At 67.5% G+C, this 26203-nt stretch carries 25 protein-coding genes; 13 read left to right on the top strand and 12 right to left on the bottom strand.

Annotated features, from left to right (window positions below):
• Positions 1-13 precede the first annotated feature (13 nt).
• Positions 14-334 carry an accessory factor UbiK family protein gene (locus tag J2S73_RS03370; RefSeq protein WP_306884004.1) on the bottom strand — a complete coding sequence of 107 codons (321 nt, stop codon included), beginning with the start codon at positions 332-334 and terminating at the stop codon, positions 14-16.
• Between the two features lie 209 nt (positions 335-543).
• Between J2S73_RS03370 and lgt the strand changes: the two genes are divergently transcribed.
• The 6 genes from lgt to J2S73_RS03340 all read left to right on the top strand — a co-directional run bounded on the left by lgt (position 544) and on the right by J2S73_RS03340 (position 6431).
• Positions 544-1386, top strand: coding sequence for a prolipoprotein diacylglyceryl transferase (lgt, locus tag J2S73_RS03365; protein ID WP_306884003.1), 843 nt, complete (start codon positions 544-546; stop codon positions 1384-1386).
• Positions 1383-2471, top strand: coding sequence for a class I SAM-dependent methyltransferase (locus J2S73_RS03360; RefSeq protein WP_306884002.1), 1089 nt, complete (start codon positions 1383-1385; stop codon positions 2469-2471). The genes lgt and J2S73_RS03360 overlap by 4 nt, the downstream gene beginning before the upstream one ends.
• 217 nt (positions 2472-2688) lie before the next feature.
• The gene (gene pgeF, locus J2S73_RS03355; protein ID WP_306884001.1) at positions 2689-3459 is read left to right on the top strand and encodes a peptidoglycan editing factor PgeF; all 771 of its coding nucleotides are present in this window, start codon (positions 2689-2691) and stop codon (positions 3457-3459) included.
• A 32-nt stretch (positions 3460-3491) separates the two neighbouring features.
• Complete coding sequence (locus J2S73_RS03350) at positions 3492-4646, top strand: M24 family metallopeptidase (protein WP_306884000.1); 1155 nt, start codon at positions 3492-3494, stop codon at positions 4644-4646.
• A 199-nt stretch (positions 4647-4845) separates the two neighbouring features.
• Positions 4846-5361, top strand: coding sequence for a hypothetical protein (locus tag J2S73_RS03345; protein ID WP_306883999.1), 516 nt, complete (start codon positions 4846-4848; stop codon positions 5359-5361).
• 137 nt (positions 5362-5498) lie between these two features.
• The gene (locus tag J2S73_RS03340) at positions 5499-6431 is read left to right on the top strand and encodes a ribose-phosphate pyrophosphokinase (protein WP_306883998.1); all 933 of its coding nucleotides are present in this window, start codon (positions 5499-5501) and stop codon (positions 6429-6431) included.
• 141 nt (positions 6432-6572) lie between these two features.
• Here the strand turns inward: J2S73_RS03340 and J2S73_RS03335 are convergent, their stop codons facing one another.
• Positions 6573-7307 (bottom strand): DUF1013 domain-containing protein, encoded by a 735-nt coding sequence (locus J2S73_RS03335; RefSeq protein ID WP_306883997.1) that lies wholly within the window; start codon positions 7305-7307, stop codon positions 6573-6575.
• A gap of 200 nt (positions 7308-7507) precedes the next feature.
• On the bottom strand, positions 7508-8530 hold the full coding sequence (locus J2S73_RS03330) for an NAD(P)H-quinone oxidoreductase (RefSeq protein WP_306883996.1): 1023 nt from the start codon (positions 8528-8530) through the stop codon (positions 7508-7510).
• A gap of 228 nt (positions 8531-8758) precedes the next feature.
• On the opposite strand from J2S73_RS03330, the gene J2S73_RS03325 reads away from it, so the two are divergent.
• Positions 8759-8953, top strand: a complete 195-nt coding sequence (locus J2S73_RS03325) for a DUF1192 domain-containing protein (RefSeq protein ID WP_306883995.1) — start codon at positions 8759-8761, stop codon at positions 8951-8953.
• Positions 8954-8966: 13 nt separating this feature from the next.
• On the opposite strand, the gene J2S73_RS03320 is transcribed toward J2S73_RS03325, so the two are convergent.
• The 7 genes from J2S73_RS03320 to J2S73_RS03290 all read right to left on the bottom strand — a co-directional run bounded on the left by J2S73_RS03320 (position 8967) and on the right by J2S73_RS03290 (position 15679).
• Entirely contained in the window at positions 8967-9692 is a 726-nt protein-coding gene (locus J2S73_RS03320) for an alpha/beta hydrolase (protein ID WP_306883994.1), read from the bottom strand.
• Between the two features lie 307 nt (positions 9693-9999).
• The gene (locus J2S73_RS03315; protein WP_306883993.1) at positions 10000-10461 is read right to left on the bottom strand and encodes a RidA family protein; all 462 of its coding nucleotides are present in this window, start codon (positions 10459-10461) and stop codon (positions 10000-10002) included.
• Between the two features lie 203 nt (positions 10462-10664).
• Entirely contained in the window at positions 10665-12305 is a 1641-nt protein-coding gene (locus tag J2S73_RS03310) for a benzoate-CoA ligase family protein (protein WP_306883992.1), read from the bottom strand.
• 69 nt (positions 12306-12374) lie between these two features.
• Positions 12375-13559 carry an acyl-CoA dehydrogenase family protein gene (locus J2S73_RS03305; RefSeq protein WP_306883991.1) on the bottom strand — a complete coding sequence of 395 codons (1185 nt, stop codon included), beginning with the start codon at positions 13557-13559 and terminating at the stop codon, positions 12375-12377.
• A gap of 4 nt (positions 13560-13563) precedes the next feature.
• Positions 13564-14397, bottom strand: coding sequence for an enoyl-CoA hydratase family protein (locus J2S73_RS03300; protein ID WP_306883990.1), 834 nt, complete (start codon positions 14395-14397; stop codon positions 13564-13566).
• The gene (locus J2S73_RS03295) at positions 14394-14915 is read right to left on the bottom strand and encodes a MarR family winged helix-turn-helix transcriptional regulator (RefSeq protein ID WP_306883989.1); all 522 of its coding nucleotides are present in this window, start codon (positions 14913-14915) and stop codon (positions 14394-14396) included. The genes J2S73_RS03300 and J2S73_RS03295 overlap by 4 nt, the downstream gene beginning before the upstream one ends.
• Positions 14915-15679: an SDR family NAD(P)-dependent oxidoreductase gene (locus J2S73_RS03290; protein ID WP_306883988.1), complete on the bottom strand. Its 765-nt coding sequence runs from the start codon at positions 15677-15679 to the stop codon at positions 14915-14917. The genes J2S73_RS03295 and J2S73_RS03290 overlap by 1 nt, the downstream gene beginning before the upstream one ends.
• A 200-nt stretch (positions 15680-15879) precedes the next feature.
• On the opposite strand from J2S73_RS03290, the gene J2S73_RS03285 reads away from it, so the two are divergent.
• The 5 genes from J2S73_RS03285 to J2S73_RS03265 all read left to right on the top strand — a co-directional run bounded on the left by J2S73_RS03285 (position 15880) and on the right by J2S73_RS03265 (position 22819).
• Positions 15880-18225: a bifunctional salicylyl-CoA 5-hydroxylase/oxidoreductase gene (locus J2S73_RS03285; RefSeq protein WP_306883987.1), complete on the top strand. Its 2346-nt coding sequence runs from the start codon at positions 15880-15882 to the stop codon at positions 18223-18225.
• Positions 18226-18512: 287 nt separating this feature from the next.
• On the top strand, positions 18513-19694 hold the full coding sequence (locus J2S73_RS03280) for a glycoside hydrolase family 3 N-terminal domain-containing protein (protein ID WP_306883986.1): 1182 nt from the start codon (positions 18513-18515) through the stop codon (positions 19692-19694).
• A gap of 273 nt (positions 19695-19967) precedes the next feature.
• Positions 19968-21002 (top strand): TRAP transporter substrate-binding protein, encoded by a 1035-nt coding sequence (locus J2S73_RS03275; RefSeq protein ID WP_306883985.1) that lies wholly within the window; start codon positions 19968-19970, stop codon positions 21000-21002.
• Positions 20999-21520 (top strand): TRAP transporter small permease, encoded by a 522-nt coding sequence (locus J2S73_RS03270; RefSeq protein ID WP_306883984.1) that lies wholly within the window; start codon positions 20999-21001, stop codon positions 21518-21520. Before J2S73_RS03275 ends, J2S73_RS03270 begins: the two co-directional genes overlap by 4 nt.
• A 6-nt stretch (positions 21521-21526) precedes the next feature.
• Positions 21527-22819, top strand: coding sequence for a TRAP transporter large permease (locus J2S73_RS03265; RefSeq protein WP_306883983.1), 1293 nt, complete (start codon positions 21527-21529; stop codon positions 22817-22819).
• 33 nt (positions 22820-22852) lie between these two features.
• Here the strand turns inward: J2S73_RS03265 and J2S73_RS03260 are convergent, their stop codons facing one another.
• Positions 22853-23230: a hypothetical protein gene (locus J2S73_RS03260; RefSeq protein ID WP_306883982.1), complete on the bottom strand. Its 378-nt coding sequence runs from the start codon at positions 23228-23230 to the stop codon at positions 22853-22855.
• A gap of 106 nt (positions 23231-23336) precedes the next feature.
• Positions 23337-23933, bottom strand: coding sequence for an alpha-ketoglutarate-dependent dioxygenase AlkB family protein (locus J2S73_RS03255; protein WP_306883981.1), 597 nt, complete (start codon positions 23931-23933; stop codon positions 23337-23339).
• A 274-nt stretch (positions 23934-24207) separates the two neighbouring features.
• On the opposite strand from J2S73_RS03255, the gene dnaK reads away from it, so the two are divergent.
• Entirely contained in the window at positions 24208-26124 is a 1917-nt protein-coding gene (gene dnaK / locus J2S73_RS03250; RefSeq protein ID WP_306883980.1) for a molecular chaperone DnaK, read from the top strand.
• The last annotated feature ends 79 nt before the right edge of the window (positions 26125-26203 follow it).

The raw sequence follows: 26203 nt of genomic DNA, 5'->3' as shown, positions 1-26203 counted from the left end.
TTCCGCGACCCGCTCACTCGCCGGGCGGGGGAGTTCCGGGCGTCTCGGACTGGGACGGCGCCGCCGAGCCCGATCCGGCCTCGAGCGTGGCCACGCGTGCCTCCAGGGCAGCGAGACGGGTCTTGAGGTCCTCGGCCTCGTCACGGGCGGCGGCGGCCATCTCCTTGACGGCGTCGTGCTCGTCGCGCTGGACGAGGTCCATATCGGAGAGGAACCGCTCCGCCTGGGCCCGGACCGCCGTCTCCATCTCCTTGCGAACCGACTGGGCGACCGAAGTCGCGTCGGAAGCGAGCTTGGCGAAATCGTCGAAAATGCGGTTGGAGCCCTGGGTCATCACTCTGGTCCTCACGTCCTCGGAAGTGACCTGACTATGGGGGTCCGGCTCATCCGGAACAAGGAGGCGCCCTCATCGAGACCGCTTGACGGAGGTTCGGGGCTCGGACCACTGTCGCCTGCCCCGCGCCGGAGCCCGGCGCCCACGACACAGGCGGAAGCCCGACCGCCCGGCCCGCCTGTGACAGATCCTGGACGGACGACGCCCCGATGCCTCTCTTCGCCCTGCCGTTTCCGGCGATCGATCCCGTTCTCGTCGAAGTCGGTCCGTTTGCCGTGCGCTGGTACGCGCTGGCCTACATCGCCGGCATCCTGTTCGCCTGGTGGTACATGCGCCGCCTGGTGTCGACGCCGAGACTGTGGGGACCGGTTCCGCGGCCGACCCCGACCGACATCGACGACTTCGTGCTGTGGGCCACGATCGGCATCGTGGCCGGCGGACGCATCGGCTTCGTGCTGTTCTACAATTTCGACTACTATCTCGCCCATCCCGCCGAGGCCTTGGCGCTGTGGCAGGGCGGCATGTCGTTCCATGGCGGCTTCATCGGCGTCGTGATCGCCATGATCCTGTTCGCCCGCAGCCGGGGCATCGCCATCTGGACCCTGTTCGATCTCGCCGGCGCGGCGACCCCGATCGGCCTGTTCTTCGGCCGCATCGCCAACTTCATCAACGGCGAACTCTGGGGACGGCCGAGCGACGTTCCGTGGGCCATGGTGTTTCCGGGCGCGGGGCCCGAGCCGCGCCATCCGAGCCAGCTCTACGAGGCCGCCCTGGAAGGCCTGGTCCTGTTCCTGGTTCTCAGGGTTCTGACCCATGCCTTCGGCACGCTGCGGCGCCCGGGCCTGACGGCGGGCGCCTTCGCCGCAGGCTACGGCATCGCGCGCATCATCAGTGAATTCTTCCGTATGCCCGATCCCCAGCTCGGTTTTCTGATGGGCGGACTGACCATGGGCATGCTCCTGTCCGTGCCAATGGTGCTGGCCGGCGCCTGGGCGATCTGGCGCGCGCGGCGCAGACCCGTCCCCGAAGAGCCCGGTTCGAAGAGCCGATGACCACGCCGCTCGCCCGCCGCCTAGCCGAGGAGATCGCAGCCAGCGGACCGATGCCGGTCGCCCGCTACATGGCGCTCTGTCTCGGCGATCCGGAGCATGGCTACTACACCACCCGGGTGCCGTTCGGGCGCGACGGCGACTTCGTCACGGCACCGGAAGTTTCGCAGCTGTTCGGAGAACTGGTCGGCGCGTGGCTGCTGACGGTCTGGGAGCAGCTCGGCTCGCCCGATCCGGTCCGCCTGGTGGAGCTCGGGCCGGGCCGCGGCACCCTGATGGCGGACATCCTGCGGGTCGCCCGCCTGCGGCCGGCCTTTCTGGAGGCGGTCAGCGTCGATCTGGTGGAAACCAGCCCGCGATTGCGGGCCCTGCAGAAAGAGACGCTCCGCGCATGTCCGGTGCCGGTGGCCTGGCGGAACGCCATCGACGAGGTTCCCCCCGGGCCGCTGCTCGTCGTCGCCAACGAGTTCTTCGATGCCCTGCCGATCCGCCAGTTCGTGCGCACCGGCGACCGCTGGCAGGAGCGCGTGGTCGGGCTCGACGCGGCGGGCGGGCTGGGCTTCGGACTGGCGCCCTACGCCCAGGATGCGGCCATTCCCCCCGGCCTCGACGCGCAAGACGGCGCCGTCGTCGAATGGTGCCCGGCCGCCGACGCCATCATGGCGGCGGTGTCGGAGCGGATCGTCGCCGAGGGCGGCGCCGCGCTGGCGATCGACTACGGCTATCAGGGGCCGGCCTTCGGCGACACGCTTCAGGCGGTGCGCGACCACGCCTACACGGGCCTGCTGGAGGCGCCCGGCGAGTCAGATCTCACCGCCCACGTCGATTTCGCCACCCTGGCGCGAAGCGCGCGCACGGCCGGAGCGGCCATCCACGGTCCGCTGACCCAGGGCGAATTCCTCGTCGCGCTCGGGCTGGTCGACCGGGCCCAGCGTCTGGCCGCCGGCACGGACGAGACCGGCTTCCGGGAGATCGAGGCGGCGGTGCGCCGGCTTGCCGACGTGACCGAGATGGGCGAGCTGTTCAAGGTGCTTGCCGTGACCAGCCCCGGCGTCGCGCCGCCTGCCTTTCCGGCGCGGCCGCGATGATCGTCGTGCCGGGCCCCTTTGCGTCGGAGCGGCAGGACTGGAATAGTTGCGGGCGCTCGATTTTCCGGATCGTTTCGAACCACGTGCCTGTCCACGCCGTCGCTGCCCCGCCGGGCCGGCTGCAAACCCTTGCCCGGGAGGAGCGGCTTCGGAGCGGTCCGCTTCGCACGCCCCTTTTCCGGGTATCCCATTCGCCGCCAGACCATGCGGGGTCCCCATGATCACAGCCCCTGAACTCGATCGGATCGCCGGCATCCGTCATGCCTTCTTCACCCGCGAGGGCGGCGTGTCGGAGGGGATCTACGAGAGCCTCAACGTCGGCATCGGATCCCGGGACGATCCGCAAGCCGTCCAGGAGAATCGGGCCCGGGTGGCGCAGCGGCTCGACGTGGCGCCCGACCTGCTGCTCACGCCCTACCAGATCCATTCGGCGACGGCGGTCGTGGTCGACGGCCCGTTCGGCGACGGGGAGCGTCCGAAGGCGGACGCGTTCGTCACCGCCACTCCGGGCGTCGCCGTCGGCGTGTCCACGGCGGACTGCGGCCCGGTCCTGTTCGCCGACGCGGAGGCCGGCGTGGTGGCCGCCGCCCATGCCGGCTGGCGCGGTGCCTATGACGGCATCCTGGAGGCGACCCTCGACGCGATGGAGGGCCTGGGCGCGCAGCGCGGCCGCACCGTCGCCGTCCTCGGTCCGACGATTTCCCAGGTCGCCTACGAGGTCGGCCCGGATTTCATCGAGCGCTTCCTGACCGACAGGCCGGCCGACGAGATCTATTTCACGCCGAGCGAGCGCACGGGCCACGCCATGTTCGATCTGCCCCGCTACGTGGTCGACCGGCTGGTCCACGCCGGCGTGGAGGAGGCCCACCGGCTCGACATGTGCACCTACCGCAACCCGGAACTCTTCTACTCCTACCGGCGCGCGCAGCATTCCGGCGAGCCGGACTATGGCCGGCTGGTGTCGGCGATCGCGCTCGCCGCCGACTGAGCCCGGCACCTGCCCACAAGGAGAAGCCCCAGATGGCCCTGGCTTTTGAACCCGACGAATACGAGGCCCGCAAGCAGGCGGTGCTTGCGGAAATGCGCGCGCAGAATCTCGACGGGATGCTTCTGTTCGCCCCGGAGAGCCACTACTGGCTGACCGGCTACGACACGTTCGGCTACTGCTTCTTCCAGTGCCTGGTGCTCACCCGGGACGGCCGCTTCGTGCTGATGACGCGCATGCCCGATCTGAGGCAGGCGCGACACACCTCGATCATCGAGGACATCCGGGTGTGGACGGACCAGGGCGGGGCGGACCCGACGCGCCTTCTCAAGGACATCCTGTTCGAACTCGACCTCCTCGGCGCGCAGATCGGGGTGGAGACGGACACCCATGGCCTGACCGCCGCCAACGGCAAGCTCCTGGACGAACGGCTGCAGTCCTTCGCCACGATCCGCGACGCCTCCGATCTCGTCCCAACGCTCCGCTCGGTGAAGAGCGAGGCGGAGATCGGCTACGTGCGCACCGCCGCCCGGCTGTGCGACGCCGCCTGGGAGGCCGGCCTCGCCGAGATCACCGTGGGCGCCGACGAGGGCGCGATCCTAGCCGCCATGCAGGGCGCCGTGCTGGCCGGCGGCGGCGACTATCCCGGCAACGGCTTCATCATCGGATCCGGGCGCGACGCTCTCCTGTGCCGCTACAAGAGCGGCCGCAGGACACTGAGCGATCCGGACCAGATCACGCTCGAGTTCGCCGGCAGCTATCGCCACTATCATTCCGCCATGATGGCCACCGTGCCCGTCGGCGGGGCGACCGCCCGTCACCGGGAGATGTTCGACGCGGCCGCCGCCGCCCTGTCCGGGGTGGAGGCGGCGATGCGGCCGGGCCGGACCTTCGGCGACGTCTTCGACGCCCATGCCAGGGTCGTGGATGGCGCCGGTCTCCAGCCCCACCGCATGAACGCCTGCGGCTATTCGCTGGGCGCCCGCTTTGCGCCGTCCTGGATGGATCCGCCGATGTTCTATCGCGGAAACACCACCGAGATCGTCCCGAACATGGTGCTGTTCGCCCACATGATCCTGATGGACAGCGACACCGAAACCGCCATGACCCTCGCCCGCACCTATCTGACGACCGATGCCGACCCCGAACCGCTGTCGCGCCATCCGGTGGAACTGGTGGAGAAGTTCTGACCCGCGGCCAAGCCCGGAGGCCAGCCGACTGGACCTTGGCGGTGACCACCGCTAGACAAACCGAAGACAGGGACCGCATCGAGCCCGGTCCGGCTGCAACGGCAGCCCCGGACCGTGTCGAATTCAGTGTTATGTCGCGTTTCCGCCTGGCGGACGGGCGCCCTCGCCGGCCGGGAACGCACGAAGGGAGCACGCGCCAATGCCAGCCACCGCGATTTCGCTTGCTCGACGGGTCCGCGGCCTGATGGCCGTGCTCGCAACGACCCTCCTGCTCGCCGGCTGCGGCTCGTCAAACCTGACCGGCGTCGTGAATTTTCCCGGTTCCGACGCCACCCCCGTGAACCAGTCGGACGTGACCTTCGCCTTCGAGCCGTTCACCGGCATGCCCGGCAACGTCGCCGACGCGCTGGCCGAACAGATCGCGGAACAGGCGGAAACCTATGACATCGTCCTGACCAAGCGGGTGGACGCGGACGCGACCTATCGCGTGAAAGGCTTCCTGTCGTCGGTCAGCACCGACAACGGCGCCAGCATCGTCTACGTGTTCGATGTCTTCGACGCATCCGGGACGCGCCTGCACCGCATCACCGGCAACCAGCAGAGCACCGTCACCGCCGGAGATCCCTGGTCCGGCGTCGGCACCGCGATCCTGCGGCAGATCGCTCTGGATCTGATCCTGGAGCTTCAGGGCTGGCTCGGCGGCGGAGCCCGGTAGCCTGCCCGATCCACGGACCGCGGCGGAGCGTGTTGCCCGGCGCGCGAACCGTTGATAGATAACCCTCGCTTCCCGGCCGCGGGTCGATCGCCGACGGCGACCGGCGCCCGGGCACCCATGGTCAAAGGCGACTCTCAATGAAACTGGTTACCGGGAACTCGAACCGATCGCTTGCCGAGCAGATCGCCGCCTATCTGGAGATTCCCCTGACCAAATGCCTGGTCCGGCGCTTCGCGGACCAGGAAGTCTTCGTCGAGATCCAGGAGAACGTCCGCGGCGAGGACGTGTTCGTCGTCCAGTCCACGAGCTATCCCGCCAACGACCACCTGATGGAGCTGTTGATCCTGATCGACGCGCTCCGGCGCGCCTCGGCCCGGCGCATCACGGCGGCCATCCCCTATTACGGCTACGCCCGCCAGGACCGCAAAGCCGGTCCGCGCACGCCGATCTCGGCCAAGCTGGTGGCCAACCTGATCGCCGAAGCCGGCGCCGACCGGGTTCTCACCCTCGACCTGCACGCCGGGCAGATCCAGGGCTTCTTCGACATCCCGACCGACAATCTGTTCGCCGCCCCGGTGATGACCCGGGACATCAAGGAACGCTACGACCTCGACAACCTGATGGTGGTGTCGCCGGACGTGGGCGGCGTGGTGCGCGCGCGGGCGCTCGCCAAGCGCATCGACGCGCCGCTGGCGATCGTCGACAAGCGCCGCGAGCGTCCCGGCGAATCGGAAGTGATGAACGTGATCGGCTCGCCCCAGGGCCGGGACTGCATCCTGGTCGACGACATCGTCGATTCCGGCGGCACGCTCTGCAACGCGGCCGACGCCCTTCTGGAACAGGGGGCGACCAGCGTCGCCGCCTACATCACCCACGGCGTGCTGTCCGGCGGCGCGGTGGCGCGGATTTCCAACTCCCGCCTGACCGAGCTGGTGATCAGCGACTCCATCGAGGCCACCGAGGCGGTCAAGGCCTCCCCGAACATCCGCGCGGTGTCCATCGCGCCGCTGATCGGCGAAGCCATCAGCCGGACCGCGCTCGAAGAATCGGTCTCCAGCCTGTTCGACTGATCTCCCGCAGGACCGGCCATCCGGCCGACCGGGCAAAAAAACGCCCCGCATGTCGTCGACATACGGGGCGCGTTCGATCGTCTCGTTGTCCGTGCGACGGTCCGTTCGGAACGACCGATCGCCCGGCCGCCTCGTCGGAGATCAGCGGTTCTCGTCGCTGTCGTCGCCTTCGCTGTCTTCTCCATCACGGCGCCAAGCCTTGAGGCCGGAGAAGACGGAATCCGGATCGACCTCGCCCTCGTCCTCTTCCGGCTCGTCTGCGGCCGGACCGGGAGCCAGCGACTCCTCGACGGACAGAAGCGTTGCCGGCTCCGCGGCACCCTCGGCCGGAGCGATCGGGCCGCTCTCCCTGGCCGCCTTCTCCACTTCCAGATCCAGTTCGATCTGGGAGCACAGTCCCAGCGTCACCGGGTCGGCAGGCTGAAGGTTCGGCGAATTCCAGTGGGTGCGGTCGCGGATCGCCTGGATCGTCGTCTTGGTCGTCCCGACGAGCCGGATGATCTGCGCGTCCTTGAGCTCCGGGTGGTTGCGCAGAAGCCAGAGGATCGCGTTCGGACGGTCCTGGCGCTTCGAGACGGGCGTGTAGCGCGGGCCCTTCTTCTTGGCTTCCGGAACCCGCACCTTCGGCGCGGCAATCTTCAGCCTGTGCGCCGGATCGGCTTCCGCCTTGTCGATCTCCTCACGGGTCAGCTGACCGGTCTGAACCGGGTCCAGACCCTTGATGCCCTGGGCGGAGTCACCGTCGGCGATCGCTTTGACCTCAAGCGGGTGCAGCCTGCAGAATGCGGCGATCTGCTCGAACGAAAGCGACGTGTTGTCGACCAGCCAAACTGCGGTCGCCTTTGGCATGAGCGGAGCGTCTTGCCCGATCGCCATTCAAATTCCTCCTGTTCGCTTTCCCGGCTGCCCGCCGAAAAAGCCCTCTTCCACTGCTTGTTGGGAGATGAAGGAGATATAGACCGCGTGAGCGTCCGACGCAAACCGTGCGTGGACGGGCAACTTCACATTTCACCGACCGGCTGACCGCGCACGAGGCGGACCGGCAGCGCGACCCGCGCCGCCGGTCCGATCCATCTTCACTCGGCAGCGCTTTCCTCGCGCACGACCAGCACGATCTTGCCGACGTGGCCGGAGCTTTCCATCCGCCGGTGGGCCTCGGCCGCCTCGGCCAGCGGGAAGGTCGAATCGATGACCGGCCCGACGGTGCCGTCGGCGAGAAGCGGCCAGACCCGCTTCTTCAGGGCGGCCGCGATCTCCGCCTTGAACGCAATATCCCGGGCCCGGAGCGTCGAGCCGGTATGGGTGAGCCGCTTCATCATAAGCCGACGGAAATCGACCTGCTCGCTCGCCCCTTCCAGAACGGCGATCTGGACGATGCGTCCTTCCGTGGCCGCCGCCTGCCAGTTGCGCTCTACATAGCTGCCGCCGACCATGTCGAGGATCAGATCGGCACCGTGCCCGTCGGTCGCTTCCTTGACCACCGACACGAAGTCGGTGGTGCGGTAGTTGATGCCGACGTCCGCCCCGAGCTTGCGGCAGGCGGCGAGCTTGTCGTCCGATCCCGCCGTCGTCATCACGAAGGCGCCGAACGCCTTGGCGAGCTGGATCGCCGTGGTGCCGATGCCGGACGTGCCGCCGTGGACGAGAAACCGCTCGCCGGCCCTGAGCCGGCCCCGGTCGAAGACGTTCGACCAGACCGTGAAGAAGGTCTCCGGAACGGCCGCGGCCTGGATCATGGAAAGGCCGTCGGGGATCGGCAGGGCGGTGGCAGCCGGGACGGTGCAGTACTCCGCGTAGCCGCCACCGGCCACCAGGGCCAGGACCCGGGAGCCGACCTCGAATCCCTCCACCTCGTCGCCGATCGCGACGACCGTTCCGGCAATCTCCAGACCGGGAATGTCGGAGGCGCCCTTCGGCGGCGGATAGTTCCCCTGCCGCTGGAACACGTCCGGCCTGTTGACGCCCGCGGCCGCCACTTCCACGAGGAGTTCTCCCGGATCCGGCCGGACGACCGGGCGCTTTTCGGGAACCAGAACCTCCGGGCCACCCGGCTCGCGGATCGCCACCACGGTCATGGTATCGGGCACTGAAACCGCCATTGTCTTCCTCTTCGCTGGTCTGCGTCACACGAGTTAACCGGTCCGGCGACCTGACGCCAGCAACCTGGCCCGTTCAACCGTCCCACGCGCTCATGGTTCAGCCCGGCCGCATCCTCGACAGGGCCGTCGGCCGCTTAACCAAACAGGCCTTCCGCACCGGCACGTGTTTCCCTTCACCTCATGTTTGCGTTAGACTCGCTACAGGAAACGGCACGAAGGTGCGCGATCATGATGTCGATCAGCGATGATGAACGGCTCAGCCGCCCCGCCGCGATCGTGATCGGGGAAGATCTGTCGGCTCATTCGCTGGAAGAGCTTGCCGACCGGCGCGCGGCGCTTCAGGCGGAGATCGAACGGATCGACGAACTCGCCGAATCCAAGTCCGCGAGCCGGGCGGCGGCCGACAGCTTCTTCAAGACCTGACGCGGCCCGTCCCTCAGTCGCGTCCGGCGATCATGATCTTCTCCGCCAGAAGACCCGGGTTCGTGAAGCAGAGTTCGTGGCTTCCGGGCGACTGGACCAGCCGGAACAGGCCCAGCTTTTCCGACATGCGCGGGTGCCAGCCGAGGCTCTGGGGCAGCGCCGTATCCTCCGTGCAGTTCACATAGGACTTTGCGACCTGCATCGCGGCCGGATTCGTCTTCAGCGAAATCTTGTCGGTGAAGGTCGCATAGGGATGCGGGTTCAGCTTCTCATAGGTGGACTGGGCCAGCTCCAGGTCGGCATCGTTGATGAAGACCTCCCGCCAGATCGGAAAGGGCAGCATCACGCCGTTGTCCGGGCTCGCCGCGGCAATCCCGTCGAACAGCGTGACGTAATGGGGCGGCACCAGATCGTTGAGGCTCTCGCCGTCGTTGGGAACGAACGCGTTCCAGTAGACCAGCCGCCGCAACCGGTCCGGAACCCGGTCGGCGACGCCGGTGATGACCATTCCGCCATAGGAATGGCCGGCGAGGATCACGTCGGACAGATCGTGCTCGGTCAGATAGTCCACGATCGAGGAGATCGCCGCGTCCAGGCCCACGCTCTTGGCGTCCCCGGGCCGGTTTCCCGCGATGGTCGGCAGGTGAACCACGTGCCCCGCGGCTCGGATCGGAGCCGCCGTCTCCTCGAAGAGCTCGCCCGTATGCCAGGCACCGTGAACCAGAACGTAGGTCGCCATCGTCATCCCCCTTTGAGCAGGTCGTGTTCAACGGCGAGGAGTTTGACCGAAAGGGACCCGCCGAAGCTAGAGCGTTTCCCGCGATCGGGCGTCGCCGCCGGATCGATAAAATCCGGCGCGCGCCCTTAACCCTTCGTTAAGGTCAACTGGAGATAAACTGTGTCATCCGCATCGCCGGATCGATCACTGTGCCGGACCGCTGCGCGGTTCCGCGGACGCCTCCAAGACCGACTTTCAGCCGTCCCTCATCGGGGCGGCTTTTTTTGGGGGGCGGCTTTTTTTGCGCCCGTGAGCGCGGTGTCGGCTCTCAGCCGGCGGTCTCGGGAATGACGGCGGTGGCCTCGATCTCGACCAGGGCCTCGGTCTCCACCAGAGACACGACCTGGACCAGCGCCATCGCCGGAAAATGCTTACCGAGCGCCGAGCGGTAGACCGGACCCAGCTCCTTCAAAGACGCCCGATAGGCCTCCATGTCGGTCACGTACCAGGTCAGGCGCGCGATGTGCTCCGGCCCGCCGCCGGCGGCCTCGACGACATCGAGGATGTTGCGCAGCGCCTGGCCGACCTGCGGCAGGAACCCGTCGGGAAATTTGCCCTCCGTGTCCCAGCCGATCTGACCGCCGACGAACAGGACGCGGCCGGCACCGATCATGCCGTTGGCGTAGCCGCGCGGCGCAGGCCACCCCTCCGGCTGGACCGCTTCGAGCGGCGACGGCAGGCGCGCAGGGGCTGCTGAGGATTTCGGATCTTGGGTGTCGGTGTCGCTCAACGCGCCATCTCCCGGTTCTGTTGCCGCTGGTGATCGTCTCGCCCGCGTGGCCCCCCGGAGGGCCGGCACGGCACGAGCGCTCACATGTGAAACTGCGGCTCCGGAGCGGATGGCGGCGGGTGCTCGCCACGCCGCTGGAGCCGTTCGAGATCAGGTGGACCCACCTGAGTACCGGTCCCGGGAAAGGTCCGGGCGAAGGCGGCTCACGCCGCCCCCGACGCCTGATTGCGTTCCGCGATCTGACGGAGCTGGAAGCGCTGCAGCTTGCCGGTTTCGGTGCGCGGCAACTGCGCCACATACTCCACCGCCCGCGGATACTTGTAGGGCGCGAGTTCGTTCTTCACGTGGTCCTGCAGCTCCTTGGTCAGCGCCGCGTCGCCGGTGTGGCCGTCTTCGAGCACCACATAGGCCTTGACGATGTGGCCCCGGTCGGGATCCGGCGCGGCGACGACGCCGCACTCCGCCACCGCCGGATGGGCGAGCATGGCCGCTTCCACCTCCGGGCCGGCGATGTTGTAGCCGGACGAGATGATCATGTCGTCGGAGCGGGCCTTGTACCAGAAGTACCCGTCGGCGTCGGTCTCGAAGGTGTCGCCGGGGATGTTCCAGCCGTCCTGCACGTAGACCGTCTGCCGGTCGTCGGCGAGGTAGCGGCAGCCGGTCGGTCCGCGCACCGCGAGACGTCCGGGCACGCCGGGCGGGCAGGTGTTGCCGGCCTCGTCGATCACCTTGGCCTCGTAGAACGGCACCGGCTTGCCGGTCGAACCGGGCCGGATCTCCTCCTCCGGCGCGGCGATGAAGATGTGCAGCATCTCCGTGCCGCCGATCCCGTCCATGAGCTTGATGCCGGTCTTGTCGTACCAGGCGTCCCAGGTCGGCTTCGGCAGGGCCTCGCCCGCCGAGACGCATTTGCGCAGGCTGGAGATGTCGAACTCGTCGAGCTTGGCGAGCATCGCCCGGTAGGCCGTGGGCGCCGTGAAGGTGACGGTCGCCTTGTACCTGGCGATCGCCTCCAGGAGATCGTCCGGCCCCGCCCGCTCCAGAAGGATGCCGGCTGCGCCGACCCGGAACGGGAACAGCACAAGGCCGCCCAGGCCGAAGGTGAAGGCGAGCGGCGGCGAGCCCACGAAGCGGTCGGTTTCCTCCGGACGCAGCACCTGCTTGCCGTAGCAGTCGCAGATCGCGAGCATGTCGCGGTGGAAATGCATCGTCCCCTTCGGCTGGCCGGTGGTGCCGGAGGTGAAGCCGATCAGGCAGATGTCGTCGCGCGAGGTGTCGCAGGCTTCGAAAGGCGCGTCATAGGCGGCCATCTGGGCTTCGAGACCGTCGTCCGCATCGGTGTGGAAATAGACGATGTCGGTCAGCCTGGGCGCCAGCGTCTTGGTCTTCTCCATCTCGTCGGCGAGGCGATTGTCGCAGACGGCGAGGGTCAGCTCCGACTTCTCGACCAGAACCGAGAGCTCCCGGGCGCGCAGCAGCGGCATGGTGGCCACCACGATGCCACCGGCCTTGATGATGGCGAAATAGACAGCCGTCATCATCGGATTGTTGGCCGAGCGCAGCAGCACCCGGTTGCCGGGCTTCAGCCCGTAGCGGTCGACCAGAACGTGGGCGATCCTGTCGACCACCTTCGCCAGGTCCGCGTAGGTCCATTCGATGTCGGTGCCGATCAGGGCGACGTTGTCGCCGCGGCCTTCGGCGACGTTGCGGTCGATCAGTTCGACGGCGCAGTTGAGCCGGTCCGGATAGCCGAGCTTCTCCAGGTTCGGAAACTCCGGCCACTGCTCCGGCGGCGGGAGATTGTCACGGGCAAACGTGTCGACGTGTGCGCTTTCGGTACCCATCACTCGGTCCTCTGGTCGGAAAGTGCTTTTTGTTGGTGATCCCAGACGCTTCCTCGGCATCGCGTGTTGTTATTGAGAGCCTCCCGCGGCGGCGTAGGCCTGGAGGGCCTGGCGGGCGATGACCACCTTCTGAACCTCGCTCGCGCCCTCGTAGATCCTGAGCGCCCGGATCTCACGGTAGAGTTCCTCCACCCGGGTGCCGGAGCGCACGCCGTCGCCGCCGTGAATCTGGACGGCCTTGTCGATGACGCGCTGGGCCGCCTCGGTGGCGTAGAGCTTGGCCATGGAGGCCTCGCGGGTGATGCGCGGCGCGCCCTGATCCTTGGTCCACGCGGCCCGGTAGACCAGAAGCGCCGCCGCATCGACGTCGAGCGCCATGTCGGCGAGCGCGGCCTGGGTGAGCTGAAGGTCGGCGAGCGGGGCCCCGAACAGATGCCGGGTGCTGGCCCGGTCGAGGCCTGCGTCGAGGGCGGCGCGGGCGAAGCCGAGGGCGGCCGCGCCGACGGTGGACCGGAACACGTCCAGGGTCGCCATGGCGATCTTGAAGCCGTCGCCGCCGCCACCCAGCCGATGATCCGCCGGCACATGGACGTCGTCGAACCGGATCCGGCCGAGCGGATGCGGCGCGATCACGTCGAGGCGTTCGGCGACCGACACGCCCGGCCTGTCCGCCTCGACCACGAAGGCCGACAGTCCCCGCGCGCCCGGTGCCTCGCCAGTGCGCGCGAACACCACGTACTGGTCGGCGATGCCGCCGTTGGAGATCCAGGTCTTCTCGCCGGTGATCCGGAACCCGTCCCCGTCCGGCTCGGCGGTGCTGGCCATGGCGGCAACGTCGGAGCCGGCTTCCGGCTCCGTCAGGGCGAAGGCGGCGATCGCCTTGCCGGCCGAGACGTCGGGAAGGAAACGGGCCTTCTGGTCGTCGCTGCCGTAGAGGCTGATGGATCCGGTGCCGAGCCCCTGCATGGCGAAGGCGAAATCGGCGAGCGCGTGGTGCCGGCCCAGCGTTTCCCGGGCGATGCACAGCGTCCGGACGTCGAGTTTCTCCGAGGCGCCGCCGTAGGGGGCGACCACCGTGTGCTTGAGGAACCCGGCCTCGCCGAGCGCCTGGACGAGGCGGCGGCAGGTGCCGTCGACATCGTGGTGATCGACCAGACCGGGAACCGTGGCTGCCGCCCACCGGTCCAGCTCGGCGGCGAAGGCGCGGTGCCTGTCCTCGAAGAACGGCCAGTCGAGAAAGCTCGTGTCCGCCATCGGCTCAGTTTCCCTCGAAGATCGGCGTCTTCTTTTCCGCGAACGCCTCGAAGGCGCGGCGGTAGTCCTCGGTCTGCATGCAGATCGACTGAGCCATCGCCTCCGCGTCGACGAGCTGGTCGACCGACATGTCCCACTCCATGTGCATCATCTTCTTGGTGATGCCGTGGGCGAAGGTCGGCCCCTTGGCGAGTTCCGCGGCGAAGGCCTGGGCTTCCGACAGCACTGCGTCCGACGACAGCAGGCGGTTGAAGAAGCCCCAGCGCTCGCCCTCGTCGCCGCGCATCACCCGGCCGGAATAAAGCAGTTCCGCGGCGCGCCCGAACCCGATGATCCGGGGCAGGATCCCGCAGGCGCCCATGTCGCAGCCGGCCAGTCCGACCTTGGTGAACAGGAAGGCGACCTTCGAGGCCTCGGTGCCGAAGCGCACGTCGGAGGCCATCGCGATGATCGCGCCGGCGCCAACGCAGACCCCGTCGACGGCCGCGATGATCGGCTGCGGGCAGGCGCGCATCGCCTTGACCAGATCGCCGGTCATCTGGGTGAAGTCGAGAAGCCCCTTCATGTCCCGGGAGAGCAGCGGCTGGATGATCTCGAACACGTCGCCGCCGGAGCAGAAGTTCCCGCCGGCCCCGGTCACGACGATGGTCTTGACCTGCTCCTCGTGGTGCAGCGCGCGGAAGGTGTCGCGCAGCTCCGCATAGCTTTCGAAGGTGAGCGGGTTCTTCCGCTCGGGACGGTTGAGCGTGATGGTCGCCACCGGTCCGTCGACCGACAGAAGAAAATGCTTGGGCGTGTAGCCGGACAACGGCAGGTCGATCTGGAATCGGTCGCTCATCGCGCGCTCTCCCATTTTTTCGAATGATGCTGCACCGATGCCTTCGCCTGACCGAGCTGGTCGAGAAGCACCTCGATATCGTTGCCCGACAGATCGGCGAACAGCTCGCCGATCCATTCGGCATGTTCTTCGGCCATGACGGCGAACGCATTGCGGCCGGCCGGCGTCAGACGCACGAACGTGGACCGGCGATCGGTGTCCGATGCCCGCCGCTCCACCAGCCCGTCGTCCGCGAGACGTTCGACGAGACCGGTGACGTTTCCGTTCGACACCATCATCCGGCGCGAGATCTCGCCGAGCGACAGACCTTCCGGCGCCTTGTCGAGCTGGGCCATGAGGTCGAACCGCGGCAGCGTGACGTCGAAGCGCTCGCGCAGCCGCCGGCGGATTTCCGCCTCGATCATGTTGGTGCAGGCCAGCATGCGCAGCCACAGACGCAGCTCGCCGGTGTGGTCGCGCGGACGCTCCAGCGCCCTGGTCTCCGCATCCAGCGCCGTGAAGCCGGTCATCGGAGCCATCACATCACCTCGCCGCCGGCGACCGCGATCGACTGTCCGGTGACCGCGCTCGCCGCCGGCCCGACCAGCCAGCGCACGGCATCGGCCACTTCCTCCGGACGGATCAGACGCTTCAGCGGGTTGGTCTTGGACAGGGCCTCCCGGGCCTGGTCCTCGCTCCGCCCGGTCAGCGACACGATCCGCTCGACGCTCTCGGCGGTCAGATCGGTGTCGGTGAAGCCCGGGCAGACGGCATTCACGGTGATGCCTTTGCCGGCGGTCTCCAGCGCCAGCGACCGGGTCAGGCCGATCACCGCGTGCTTCGAGGCCGTATAGGCGGAGGTGTAGGCGTAGCCCTTCAGCCCGGCGGTGGACGCGACGTTGACGATCCGTCCGGCTTCCGCTTCCAGCATCGCCGGCAGCACCGCCTGGGAACAGGTCACCACCCCTTCGACATTGACGGAGAACAGCTTTCTCAAAAGTGCCATGTCGGTCTTCAGGAACGGAGCCGTGCTGGCGATTCCCGCGGAATTGACCAGCACCTCGACCGCGCCGTTGTCCGCGGTCGCCTTGTCGAAGGCAGCCGCAACGGACTCCGGGTCCGTCACGTCCGCCGGGACCGTCGTGGCCCCGCCTATCGCCTCGGCGGTCCGCTCCAGAACGTCCTTTCGCCGCCCGAGCAGCGTGACACGGAATCCGTCGGCCTTGAGGGCCTGTGCAATCGCCGCGCCGATCCCCGTTCCCCCGCCGGTAATCGCCGCATGCCGTCCGCTTGACCCGTTCAAATCGCGCCCCTCAAATTCGACCGTTCCGGCCGGTGCACGCGCTGGCGAGCTCCAAACTCCGGCATTCGGCCATGATTTTTATCAATGACATTGATCGCTTGCGCCCTAAATTGTTTCAAGCTTAAAATATCCGTACGGGGCGCACAAGAGGTGCGATACTCCCCGATCCCACCACACGCGGCCGCTTCGGGAGACGAGCCATGAAGATTTCCGTGATGGGCGGCGGGCCCGCCGGGCTCTACTTCGCCATTTTGATGAAGAAAGCGCGACCGGCTACGCAGATCACTGTCTACGAGCGGAACCGTCCCGACGACACCTTCGGCTTCGGCGTGGTGTTTTCGGATGAGACGCTGCAGACGTTCGAGAAGTACGACTTCGAGAGCTACCGCCTGATTACCGATCACTTCGCCTACTGGGACGACATCGAGATCCAGTTCAAGGACAACGTGTATCGGATCGGCGGAAACGGTTTCTGCGGCACCTCCCGCAAGCAGCTCCTGCTGCTCCTGCATCAACGCGCCCGCGAGCTCGGCATCGACCTGCAGTTCGAGACCGAGATCCAGGATTTCGAGGCCCTGATGCGGGACTCCGATCTGGTCATCGCCTCCGACGGCATCAACTCGCTGGTGCGCGAGACCTACAAGGATCACTTCGAGCCGTCGGTCGATCTCCGGCCGAACAAGTTCGCGTGGATGGGCTCGACCAAGCCTCTGGACGCGTTCACGTTCTTCTTCGAGGAGAACGAGCACGGCATCTTCATTGCCCATAGCTACCAGTACGAGCCGGGCCTCTCGACCTGGGTCATGGAAACCGATCCGGACACCTGGGAGCGGGCCGGCCTGGGCAACATGAGCGAGCAGGAGTCGGCGACCTATCTGGAGAAGGTGTTCGCCAAGCAGCTCGACGGACATCCGCTGCTGATCAACCGCTCCTACTGGCGCAACTTCCCGGCCATCCGCAACAAGCGCTGGACCAAGGACAACATCGTCCTGGTGGGCGACGCAAAGTCCACCGCGCACTTCTCCATCGGCTCGGGCACCAAGCTCGCCATGGAGGACGCGATCGCCCTGTTCGAGGCGTTCAAGGCGAACGGCTCCTCCGTTGCCGACGCGCTGGCCGCCTACGAGACCGACCGTCGCGAGGACGTGGAGAAGATCCAGCACGCGGCGGAGGTCTCGCTGGTCTGGTTCGAGCACGTCGACCGCTACTGGGACATGGATCCGCTCCAGTTCGCGTTCGGCCTGATGACGCGCTCCAAGGCGATCACCTACGACAATCTGGAGCTGCGCGAAGAGGAGTTCGTCCGCGACGTCGACAAGATGTTCGCCAGGCAGGTCGCCGCTGAAGGCTTCGACGTCGACGTGGACAACCCGCCGCCGCCGATGTTCCACCCGCTGCGCATCCGCGACATGGTCGTGGAGAACCGGCTGGCCGTCTCGCCGATGGACACCTACTCGGCCGTCGACGGCCTGCCCCAGGACTTCCACCTGGTGCACTACGGCGCCCGCGCCATGGGCGGCGCCGGCCTCGTCTACACGGAGATGACCTGCGTGTCGGAGAAGGGCCGGATCACCCCGGGCTGCGCCGGCATCTACACCGACGATCAGGAGGCCGCCTGGAGGCGGATCGTCGACTTCGTGCACACGAACTCCCACGCGAAGTTCTGCATGCAGATCGGCCATTCCGGGCGCAAGGGCTCGACCAAGCTGATGTGGGAGGGCATCGACCAGCCGCTCGAAAGCGGCGGCTGGGACGTGGAGGCGCCGTCGGCCCTTCCCTACTTCGACAACAGCCCGATCCCGAAGGTCATGGACCGCGCGGCCATGGACCGGATCAAGGGCGAGTTCGTCCAGGCGGCCGAGCGCGCCAACCGGGCCGGCTTCGACATGCTGGAGTTGCACTGCGCCCACGGCTACCTGCTGGCCAGCTTCCTGTCGCCGCTGACCAACACCCGGACCGACGAGTACGGCGGATCGCTGGAGAACCGCCTGCGCTATCCGCTGGAGGTGTTCGACGCCGTGCGGGCCGTGTGGCCGAACGAGAAGCCGATGTCGATCCGCCTGTCTGCGACCGACTGGAAGGAAGGCGGCATCACCGGCGACGATGCGGTGGAGATCTCCCGCGCCTTCGTCGAGCACGGCGCGGATCTGGTGGACGTGTCCACGGGCCAGACGGTGCCGGATGCCAAGCCGATCTTCGGCCGCATGTTCCAGACGCCCTTCGCCGAGCAGATCCGCAACGAGGCCGGGGTGAAGACGGTCGCGGTCGGCAACATCACCACCGCCGACCAGGTCAACACGATCCTGGCGGCGGGACGAGCGGACCTGGTGGCCATGGGCCGCCCGCACCTGCTCGATCCGGCGATGGGGCTCGACGCGGCGGCCGAATACGGCTTCGCCAAGATGTACTGCCCGCCGCAATATCTCGCGGGCTATGATCAGGCCCTGCGCAACGGACAGCGCGCCCGCGCCGAGCTGAAGGAACTCAAGCTCAAGGCCCGGCCGCAGCACCGCTACACCACCGAGCGCAAGCAGGCGGCCGAGTAGGCGCACCGGAGCCGTCGGGCTCCGGGCACAACATTGGCTCCGACACGCCGGGGCGTCCGTCACGATCAGGTGTTTTCAGCCGGTCGTGACGGGCGCCCCGGTTTCGTTTTGCCGCGGAATTCCTGTGCGTTCGCGGACGGACCTGCTGTGCGGAAGTTGCCGGGAGGAGTTGATCCCGACGGCAGGAACGGGCAGGTACGGGCCGGGTCCTCGCATCGCGACGGTCCGTACCCTGCCGCACCGCAATCGGATGGCGGCGCCCTGCCGCCAAGGAGCTGCCGCCGCCGATGACGTTGATCCGTTCCGCGTTCGCCGCTGTGATCCTGCTGGCCGCCTCGGCCTGCGTCGCCACCGGCGATGACCCCTCCTCCGTCATCAAGGCCGGCAACCAGAGCGCAAGCTGCTCGGCGCCCGCCGCGCGGGTGCCCTCCGGCGTGCCGCTGGAGACGATGGTCGGGCAGCTTCTCGTGGTCGGCTTCGAGGGATCCTCGCCGGGCTCCGCCTCGGCCGCGGCCGTGCGCGACGACCTCGCCGCGGGACGGGTCGGCGGCGTCCTGTTCCTCCGCCACAACGTCTCGACGGCGGCGAACGTGAAGGCATTGGCCGCCGGCTTCATCGAGGCGGCCGGGTCGACGCCCCCTCTCCTGATGATCGACCAGGAGGGCGGCGCGGTCGCGCGGCTGACGCCGTCCATGGGCTTCCCGGCGACGCCGTCGGCGGAAACCGTGGCCCAGCGCTATTCGCCCGGGGAGGCCGAAGCGGTCTACCGCAAGATGGCCGACGGGCTGCGCGCCTGGGGCTTCAACGTCAACCTCGCCCCCATCGCCGACGTCGAGGTCAATCCGTCCAACCCGGTCATCGCAAAGCCGAACCGGGCCTATTCCAGCGATCCGCAAGTGGTCGCGGCCTACAACCGGGCCTTCCTCTCCGCGCACCGCGCCGCCGGTGTGGCCGGCACCCTGAAGCACTTCCCCGGCCACGGCTCCTCCGCCGGCGACAGCCACAACGGCGCCGTCGACGTCTCGGCGACCTGGAGCGAGGCGGAGCTGATCCCCTACCGGACGCTGATCGATGCCCGGGCCGTGGACGTCATCATGGTCGGCCACCTGCGGCTCGACCGGCCCGGCGCGACCGACACCCTGCCGGCCTCGATCTCGCCGTCGCTGATCCAGGGACTGCTGCGCGACGAGCTGTGCTTCAGCGGCGTGGTCGTCACCGACGATCTCATCATGCGCGCCATCCGCAACCGCATGAGCGCCATCGACGCGGTGGTTGCCGCGCTGAAGGCCGGCAACGACATCGCGGTGGTCTCCGGCGACGCCTCGACGGGGCCCGACTTCCCCCAGAAGGCGATCGCCGCCGTGGTCTCCGCCGCCGAGCAGGACCCTGCGTTCCGCCGGTCGCTGGAGATGTCCTATGCGCGGGTCATGGACCTGAAGCGCCGGTTCGGGGCCCCGAAGGGGCTCTAGAGGCCTCGCACGACCCAACTTTCGGGCACCCAAGGCCATCGCGCAGGCGAACTGCCTGCGCGTTAATCCTCATCGCACGCGCTCGCCCGGGATCACCGCGCTTTCGCTCCGTTCCGCTCGACAGCGGCAACGTTTTAGGTTTGAAATATCGCCACTGACCCGGGGCTTTGCGCCACAGCGAGGAAATCGGAGCACGCCTGTGCCCCGATGTGGCGCAGGCATTGCAGGGTCGGGGTCGAGAGAGAATGAAACCGGACAGAGGAGAACCCGAGCATGTCCGTCCTTGGTAAGACCTTGAGGACCGGCGCCCTGGCGCTCGCGGTCTGCACGGCCGCCGCAGTCGGCCAGGCAGACGCCCAGACCACCCTGCGCGTATCGAACTGGCTGCCGCCGGGACATCCGCTGATGACGGACATCATCGGACCGTGGGGCGAGAAGGTCGAAGAGGTGACCGACGGCCGCGTGAAGGTCGAGGTCATGCAGGCGCCGATCGGCAAGCCGCCGGCCCAGTACGACCTGATCCGCAACGGCGCCGCCGACGTCGCCTACGGCGTGCACGGCTACACGCCGAACCGGTTCGGCCTGACCTCGCTGGTGGAACTTCCGTTCCTGTCGAACACCTCCGAGGCGCTCTCGGTCGCCTACTGGCGGGTGTTCGAGGAGTATCTGAAGGAGGCCAACGAGCACGAGGGCGTCAAGGTCGTCACCCTGTTCACCCACGGCCCGGGCGAGATCTACACCACCCAGGACGCGGTGACCTCCGCCGATCAGCTCAACGGCGCCAAGTACCGCGTCGGTGGCGGGCTCGCCAACATGGTCGCCCAGAAGCTCGGCATCGTGCCGGTCTCCGCGCCGTCGCCGCAGGTTTACGAGATCCTGTCCAACGGCGTCGCCGACGGCATCCTGTTCCCGGCCGAATCGGTGCCCTTCTTTAAGATCGACACGGTCATCAAGAACGGCACCAGCGTTGACGGCGGGCTCTACAACACGAGCTTCTTCATCATCATGAACCAGCGTACCTGGGACGGGCTCTCCGAAGAGGACCAGAAGGCGATCGACGAGGTCTCCGGCGAGACGCTCGCGCGGATCGCGGGCCAGGCCTGGGACAACGCCGACACCGCCGGTGTGGAGAAGATGAAGTCCGAGGGCATCGAGATCATCGAGGCCGACGACGCCTTCATGTCGGCGCTTCAGGAGAAGCTCGCCGGCATCGATTCCGTGTTCCTCGACGCGGCGAAGGAAAAGGGCATCGACGGCGAAGCCGCCCTCAAGATGCTCAAGGAAGAAGTGGCCAAGGAAAGCAAGTGACCGCACGGTCCGGGCCAACCGAAGCAGCAGCGCGCCGCCGGTGGGCGGCGCGTCTGCCGGCGGCATGTGCGGCCGCGCTGCACGTCATCGCGGGCGTTCTGCTGTTCGCGATGATGATCCTGACCGTCGTGGACGTGATCGGGCGCTATCTCTTCACCGCACCCGTCCCCGGCGCCTTCGAGGCGACGGAGGTCATGCTGGTCCTCATCGTGTTCGTCGGAATGCCGATCGTGACCGGTCGGCAGGAACATGTGAGCGTGCTCCTGTTCTACGACCGCGCGCCCGCCGCGCTGGTTCCCGTTCTGCGCATTCTGAGCCGCGTCCTGACCGCCGTCGCCCTCGGCGTTGCGGCCTGGCTGCTCTACGAGAAGGGGGTCGAGCTCGCCGCCTATGGCGACACGACCGTTCTTCTGCGCATCCCGCTCGCGCCCGTCGCCTACGCGATGGCGGCGCTGTCTGCCGTGGCGACCGTGGTCGCTGCCATCGCCGTGTTCCATCGCGGCGAAGCGGAGGCATAGGATCTCTTGGATAGCTGGGTTCCGGGCCTGATCGGCCTTCTCATTCTCCTGTTCGCCGGCGTTCCGATCGCCGTCGCCATGGGCATCGTCGGGAGCGTCGGACTGATCCTGATGATCGGAGCCCAGGGTGCCTGGGCGATCGTCGGCCAGACCGTGTTCGACACCGGCCTCTCCTACACCCTGTCGGTGGTGCCGCTGTTCATCCTGATGGGCAACTTCGTGACCCGGGCGGGCCTCTCCGACGAGCTCTATGCGGCGTGTCACGCCTGGCTCGGCCCCCGGCCGGGCGGGCTCGCGATGGCCACCGCGGTCGCCTGTGGCGGCTTCTCCGCCGTCTGCGGATCATCGCTGGCGACGGCCGCCACGATGGGCAAGGTCGCGCTGCCGCAGATGCGCAAGTACCGCTACGACGACAGCCTCGCCTCCGGCGTGATCGCCGCCGGCGGCACGCTGGGCATCCTGATCCCCCCGAGCGTGATCCTCGTGATCTACGGCGTCACCACCCAGCAGGACATCGGCCGGCTGTTCATCGCCGGCATCGTCCCGGGCATCATCGGGATCCTGAGCTACATCGTCGCCGTCCGCGTCGTCTGCGCCCTCGACCCGTCCAAGGGGCCGCGCGGACCGAAGGTCCCCATGGCGGAAAAGCTGCGCGCCACCCGCGGCGTGCTCGGCATCATGGGGCTGTTCGTGCTGGTGATCGGCGGCATCTATGTCGGCGCCTTCACCGCGACGGAAGCCGCCGGCATGGGCGCGTTCGGCGCGTTCCTGATCGCGCTGTACCGGCGCGCCCTCACCTACCGCATCGTCGGAGAGATCCTGGCCGAAACGGCGGCGACGACCACCATGATGTTCGCCGTCCTGATCGGCGCGCTGGTGTTCGCCAACTACGTCAACATCGCCGGTCTGCCGAACGATCTGACCGCCTTCGCCTCGGCCCAGGACGTGCCGCCGTTCGTGATCCTGCTCGGTGTGCTCGCCGTCTATCTGGTGCTCGGCATGGTGCTGGAGAGCCTGTCCATGGTGCTCCTGACCGTGCCGATCTTCGCGCCGCTGATCGGAGCGCTCGGCTACGACCTGGTCTGGTTCGGCATCGTCGTCGTGATCATGACGGAGATCTCGCTGATCACGCCGCCGGTCGGGCTCAACGTGTTCGTGCTGAAGACCGTCCTGCCGGACGTGCCCATCGGCACGATCTTCAAGGGCGTGGTGCCGTTCATCCTCGCCGACGTGGGCCGGATGATCCTGCTTCTGGCCTTCCCGGCGATCGCCCTCGGCCTGCCCAACCTGATGGGGTGAGGGTTCTCCCTCACCTTCCGCCGCATCTCCGGTTTACCGCGGCACCGTGACGACCATCTCACGACCGCCCGTCGCGTGAACCGAATCGACGGCCCGCACGGTCACCTCGTGGAGGCCCGCGGGGATCGCGACGCCGGAGAGGCTCCGGGTGAACGGCTGCTCGTCCACATGGGGATGCAGGAGTTCGCGGGTTCCCAGCACCGCCCCGTCCGGACCCAGCACCTGGAACGCGTTGGCGTAGTGGTCCCAGCCTTCGTCGGCATGGCGCACCGTCACGTCGAAGCGATAGGTGCCGCCGCCTTCGGCCCGGACCACGACATCCACGACATCGGCTTCTCCCGCATACGCGGCGAGCGGCCAGAGCGACGCCGCAAGCAGCGTGATCAGAAATCTTGATCGGGTTCGGGCCATGGCATTTCCTCCGTGCGTCTGCCGCAGACCGGTCGTCCCCCTGCCGGGTGCACACGGGCAACTCACGTCCCCGCGAGTGCCCGGAAGGTGCAGAGCCGAAATAGGCCTAGAACGGGGTCACCCTTCTCAGCGTCAGATTGATACGACCACCTTCCGGCAGCAGCGACGACGAGCCGGACAGGATCCGGTCGATGCCGTGATAGGCCAGCCGATCGTCGCCGCCGAAGACGATGACATCGCCCGACGCCAGGCGCATCGACCGTGTCGCTGCCTTGCGGGTGGTGCCGCCGATCCGGAAGACCGCCGTGTCGCCCAGCGAGACGGAGACCACCGGGGCCTCGAAGGTCCGCTCGTCCCGGTCCTGATGCAGGCCGAGCTTCGTTCCGGGCCCATAGAGATTGACCAGACACGCCTCCGGCCCGACCGGCACGCCGGCCACCTCGTGCCAGAGATCCAGAAGACGCTGCGGAATCTCCGGCCACGGCGCGCCTGTCTCCGGATGGTGCGGCTGATAGCGATAGCCGTCGATATCGGACACCCAGCCGAGCGGACCGCAATTCGTCATGCGGACGGAAAAGGGCTTTCCGCTGCGCGGCATGCGCGGAACGAACAGGGGCGCCCGCTCCAGGACCGCGCCGAGGTCCGCCACGAGTGCCCGCTGATCCTCGGTTTTGAACCGTTCCGGCAGGATCTGAACCGTCATCGTCGCCTCTTCCCGCAGTTTGCGCGGCGGCGGCCACCTGCGACCGTCCCGGCGTCACTCTGGCAAAAAATCGCATCGGAAGAGACCCCGGTTCCGCCCGGGGCCGGCTTGCGGCCTTTTTGCGCCCTTCTTATATAGCTCGCAGCGATTTGACCCATCGTCGGTCAGATCTCATCCGTTTGCGTTCGTAATGACATCAGGGGGCCGGCCGGCATTCGCCGGCTTTGTCGGACGCCGCCAGGGTCCGAACGGTCTGCCAGAAGGAGAGAGTGATATGAGCAAGGTCATCGGCATCGACCTCGGCACGACGAACTCGTGCGTCGCGGTGATGGACGGCAAGCAGGCAAAGGTGATCGAGAATGCGGAAGGCGTGCGCACCACGCCGTCGATGGTCGCATTCAACGATGACGGCGAGCGTCTGGTTGGACAGCCGGCCAAGCGCCAGGCGGTCACCAACCCCGAGAACACCCTGTTTGCCGTGAAGCGCCTGATCGGCCGCCGCTACGATGACCCGACCGTGACCAAGGACAAGGATCTTGTGCCGTACAAGATCGTGCGCGCCGACAATGGCGACGCCTGGGTCCGCGTCGAGGAAACCGATTATTCGCCCTCGCAGATTTCCGCCTTCATCCTCCAGAAGATGAAGGAGACCGCCGAGTCCTATCTCGGCAGCGAGGTCACCCAGGCGGTGATCACCGTTCCCGCCTACTTCAACGATTCCCAGCGTCAGGCCACCAAGGACGCCGGCAAGATCGCCGGCCTGGAAGTGCTGCGCATCATCAACGAGCCGACCGCGGCCGCCCTCGCCTACGGCCTGGACAAGACCGAAGGCAAGACGATCGCCGTGTACGACCTCGGCGGCGGCACCTTCGACGTCTCGATCCTGGAGATCGGTGACGGCGTGTTCGAGGTGAAGTCGACCAACGGCGACACCTTCCTCGGCGGCGAAGACTTCGACATGCGCCTCGTCGACTACCTGGCCGGGGAGTTCAAGAAGGAGCAGGGCATCGACCTGCGCGGCGACAAGCTCGCCCTTCAGCGCCTCAAGGAGGCGGCCGAGAAGGCGAAGATCGAGCTGTCGTCGGCCAGCCAGACCGAGATCAACCTGCCCTTCATCACCGCCGACCAGTCCGGTCCGAAGCACATGGCGCTGAAGCTCTCGCGCTCCAAGTTCGAGAGCCTGGTGGACGATCTGGTGCAGCGCACGATCGACCCCTGCAAGAACGCCCTCAAGGACGCGGAGATGCAGGCCGGCCAGATCGACGAAGTGGTTCTCGTCGGCGGCATGACCCGCATGCCGAAGATCCAGGAGACGGTGAAGCAGTTCTTCGGCAAGGAGCCGCACAAGGGCGTGAACCCGGACGAGGTCGTGGCCATCGGCGCCGCGATTCAGGCCGGCGTGCTCCAGGGCGACGTCAAGGACGTGCTGCTGCTGGACGTCACCCCGCTCTCGCTCGGCATCGAGACCCTCGGCGGCGTGTTCACCCGCCTGATCGACCGCAACACCACCATCCCGACCAAGAAGTCGCAGACCTTCTCCACGGCCGAGGATGGACAGACGGCGGTGACGATCCGCGTCTTCCAGGGTGAGCGCGAGATGGCGGCGGACAACAAGATGCTCGGCCAGTTCGACCTGGTCGGCATTCCGCCGGCACCGCGCGGCGTGCCCCAGATCGAGGTCGCCTTCGACATCGACGCCAACGGCATCGTGAACGTGTCCGCCAAGGACAAGGGCACTGGCAAGGAGCAGCAGATCCGCATCCAGGCCTCCGGCGGCCTGTCCGACGCCGACATCGAGCAGATGGTGAAGGACGCGGAGAGCCACGCCGAGGAAGACAAAAAGCGGCGTCAGCTCGTCGAGGCCCGCAACCAGGCCGAGGCGCTGGTCCACTCCACCGAGAAGATGCTCGAGGAGAACGGCGACAAGGTTCCGGAAGCCGAGAAGGCCACGGTCCAGGGCGCGCTCGACGACCTGAAGACCGCGCTGGCCGGCGAAGATCCGCAGGAGATCGAGGCCAAGAGCCAGGCGCTGGCCCAGGCGTCCATGAAGCTCGGCGAGCACCTCTACAGCCAGAGCGGCGAGGAGGCCCCGACGGGCGAGCAGGACGAGCAGGCTTCGAGCCAGAACGACGACGTCGTCGACGCCGACTTCGAAGAGGTCAAGGACGACGACCAGAAGCGCAGCGCCTGATCCGGCCTGCGGACCGACAAAAGATGCGGCGCACCCGGTGTGCCGCATCTTTCGCATTCGAGCACGTTTGAACCGAAGC

The organism is Amorphus orientalis, assembly GCF_030814015.1.
Lineage (GTDB): Bacteria > Pseudomonadota > Alphaproteobacteria > Rhizobiales > Amorphaceae > Amorphus > Amorphus orientalis.
This window is presented reverse-complemented; position numbering and strand designations above follow the sequence as displayed.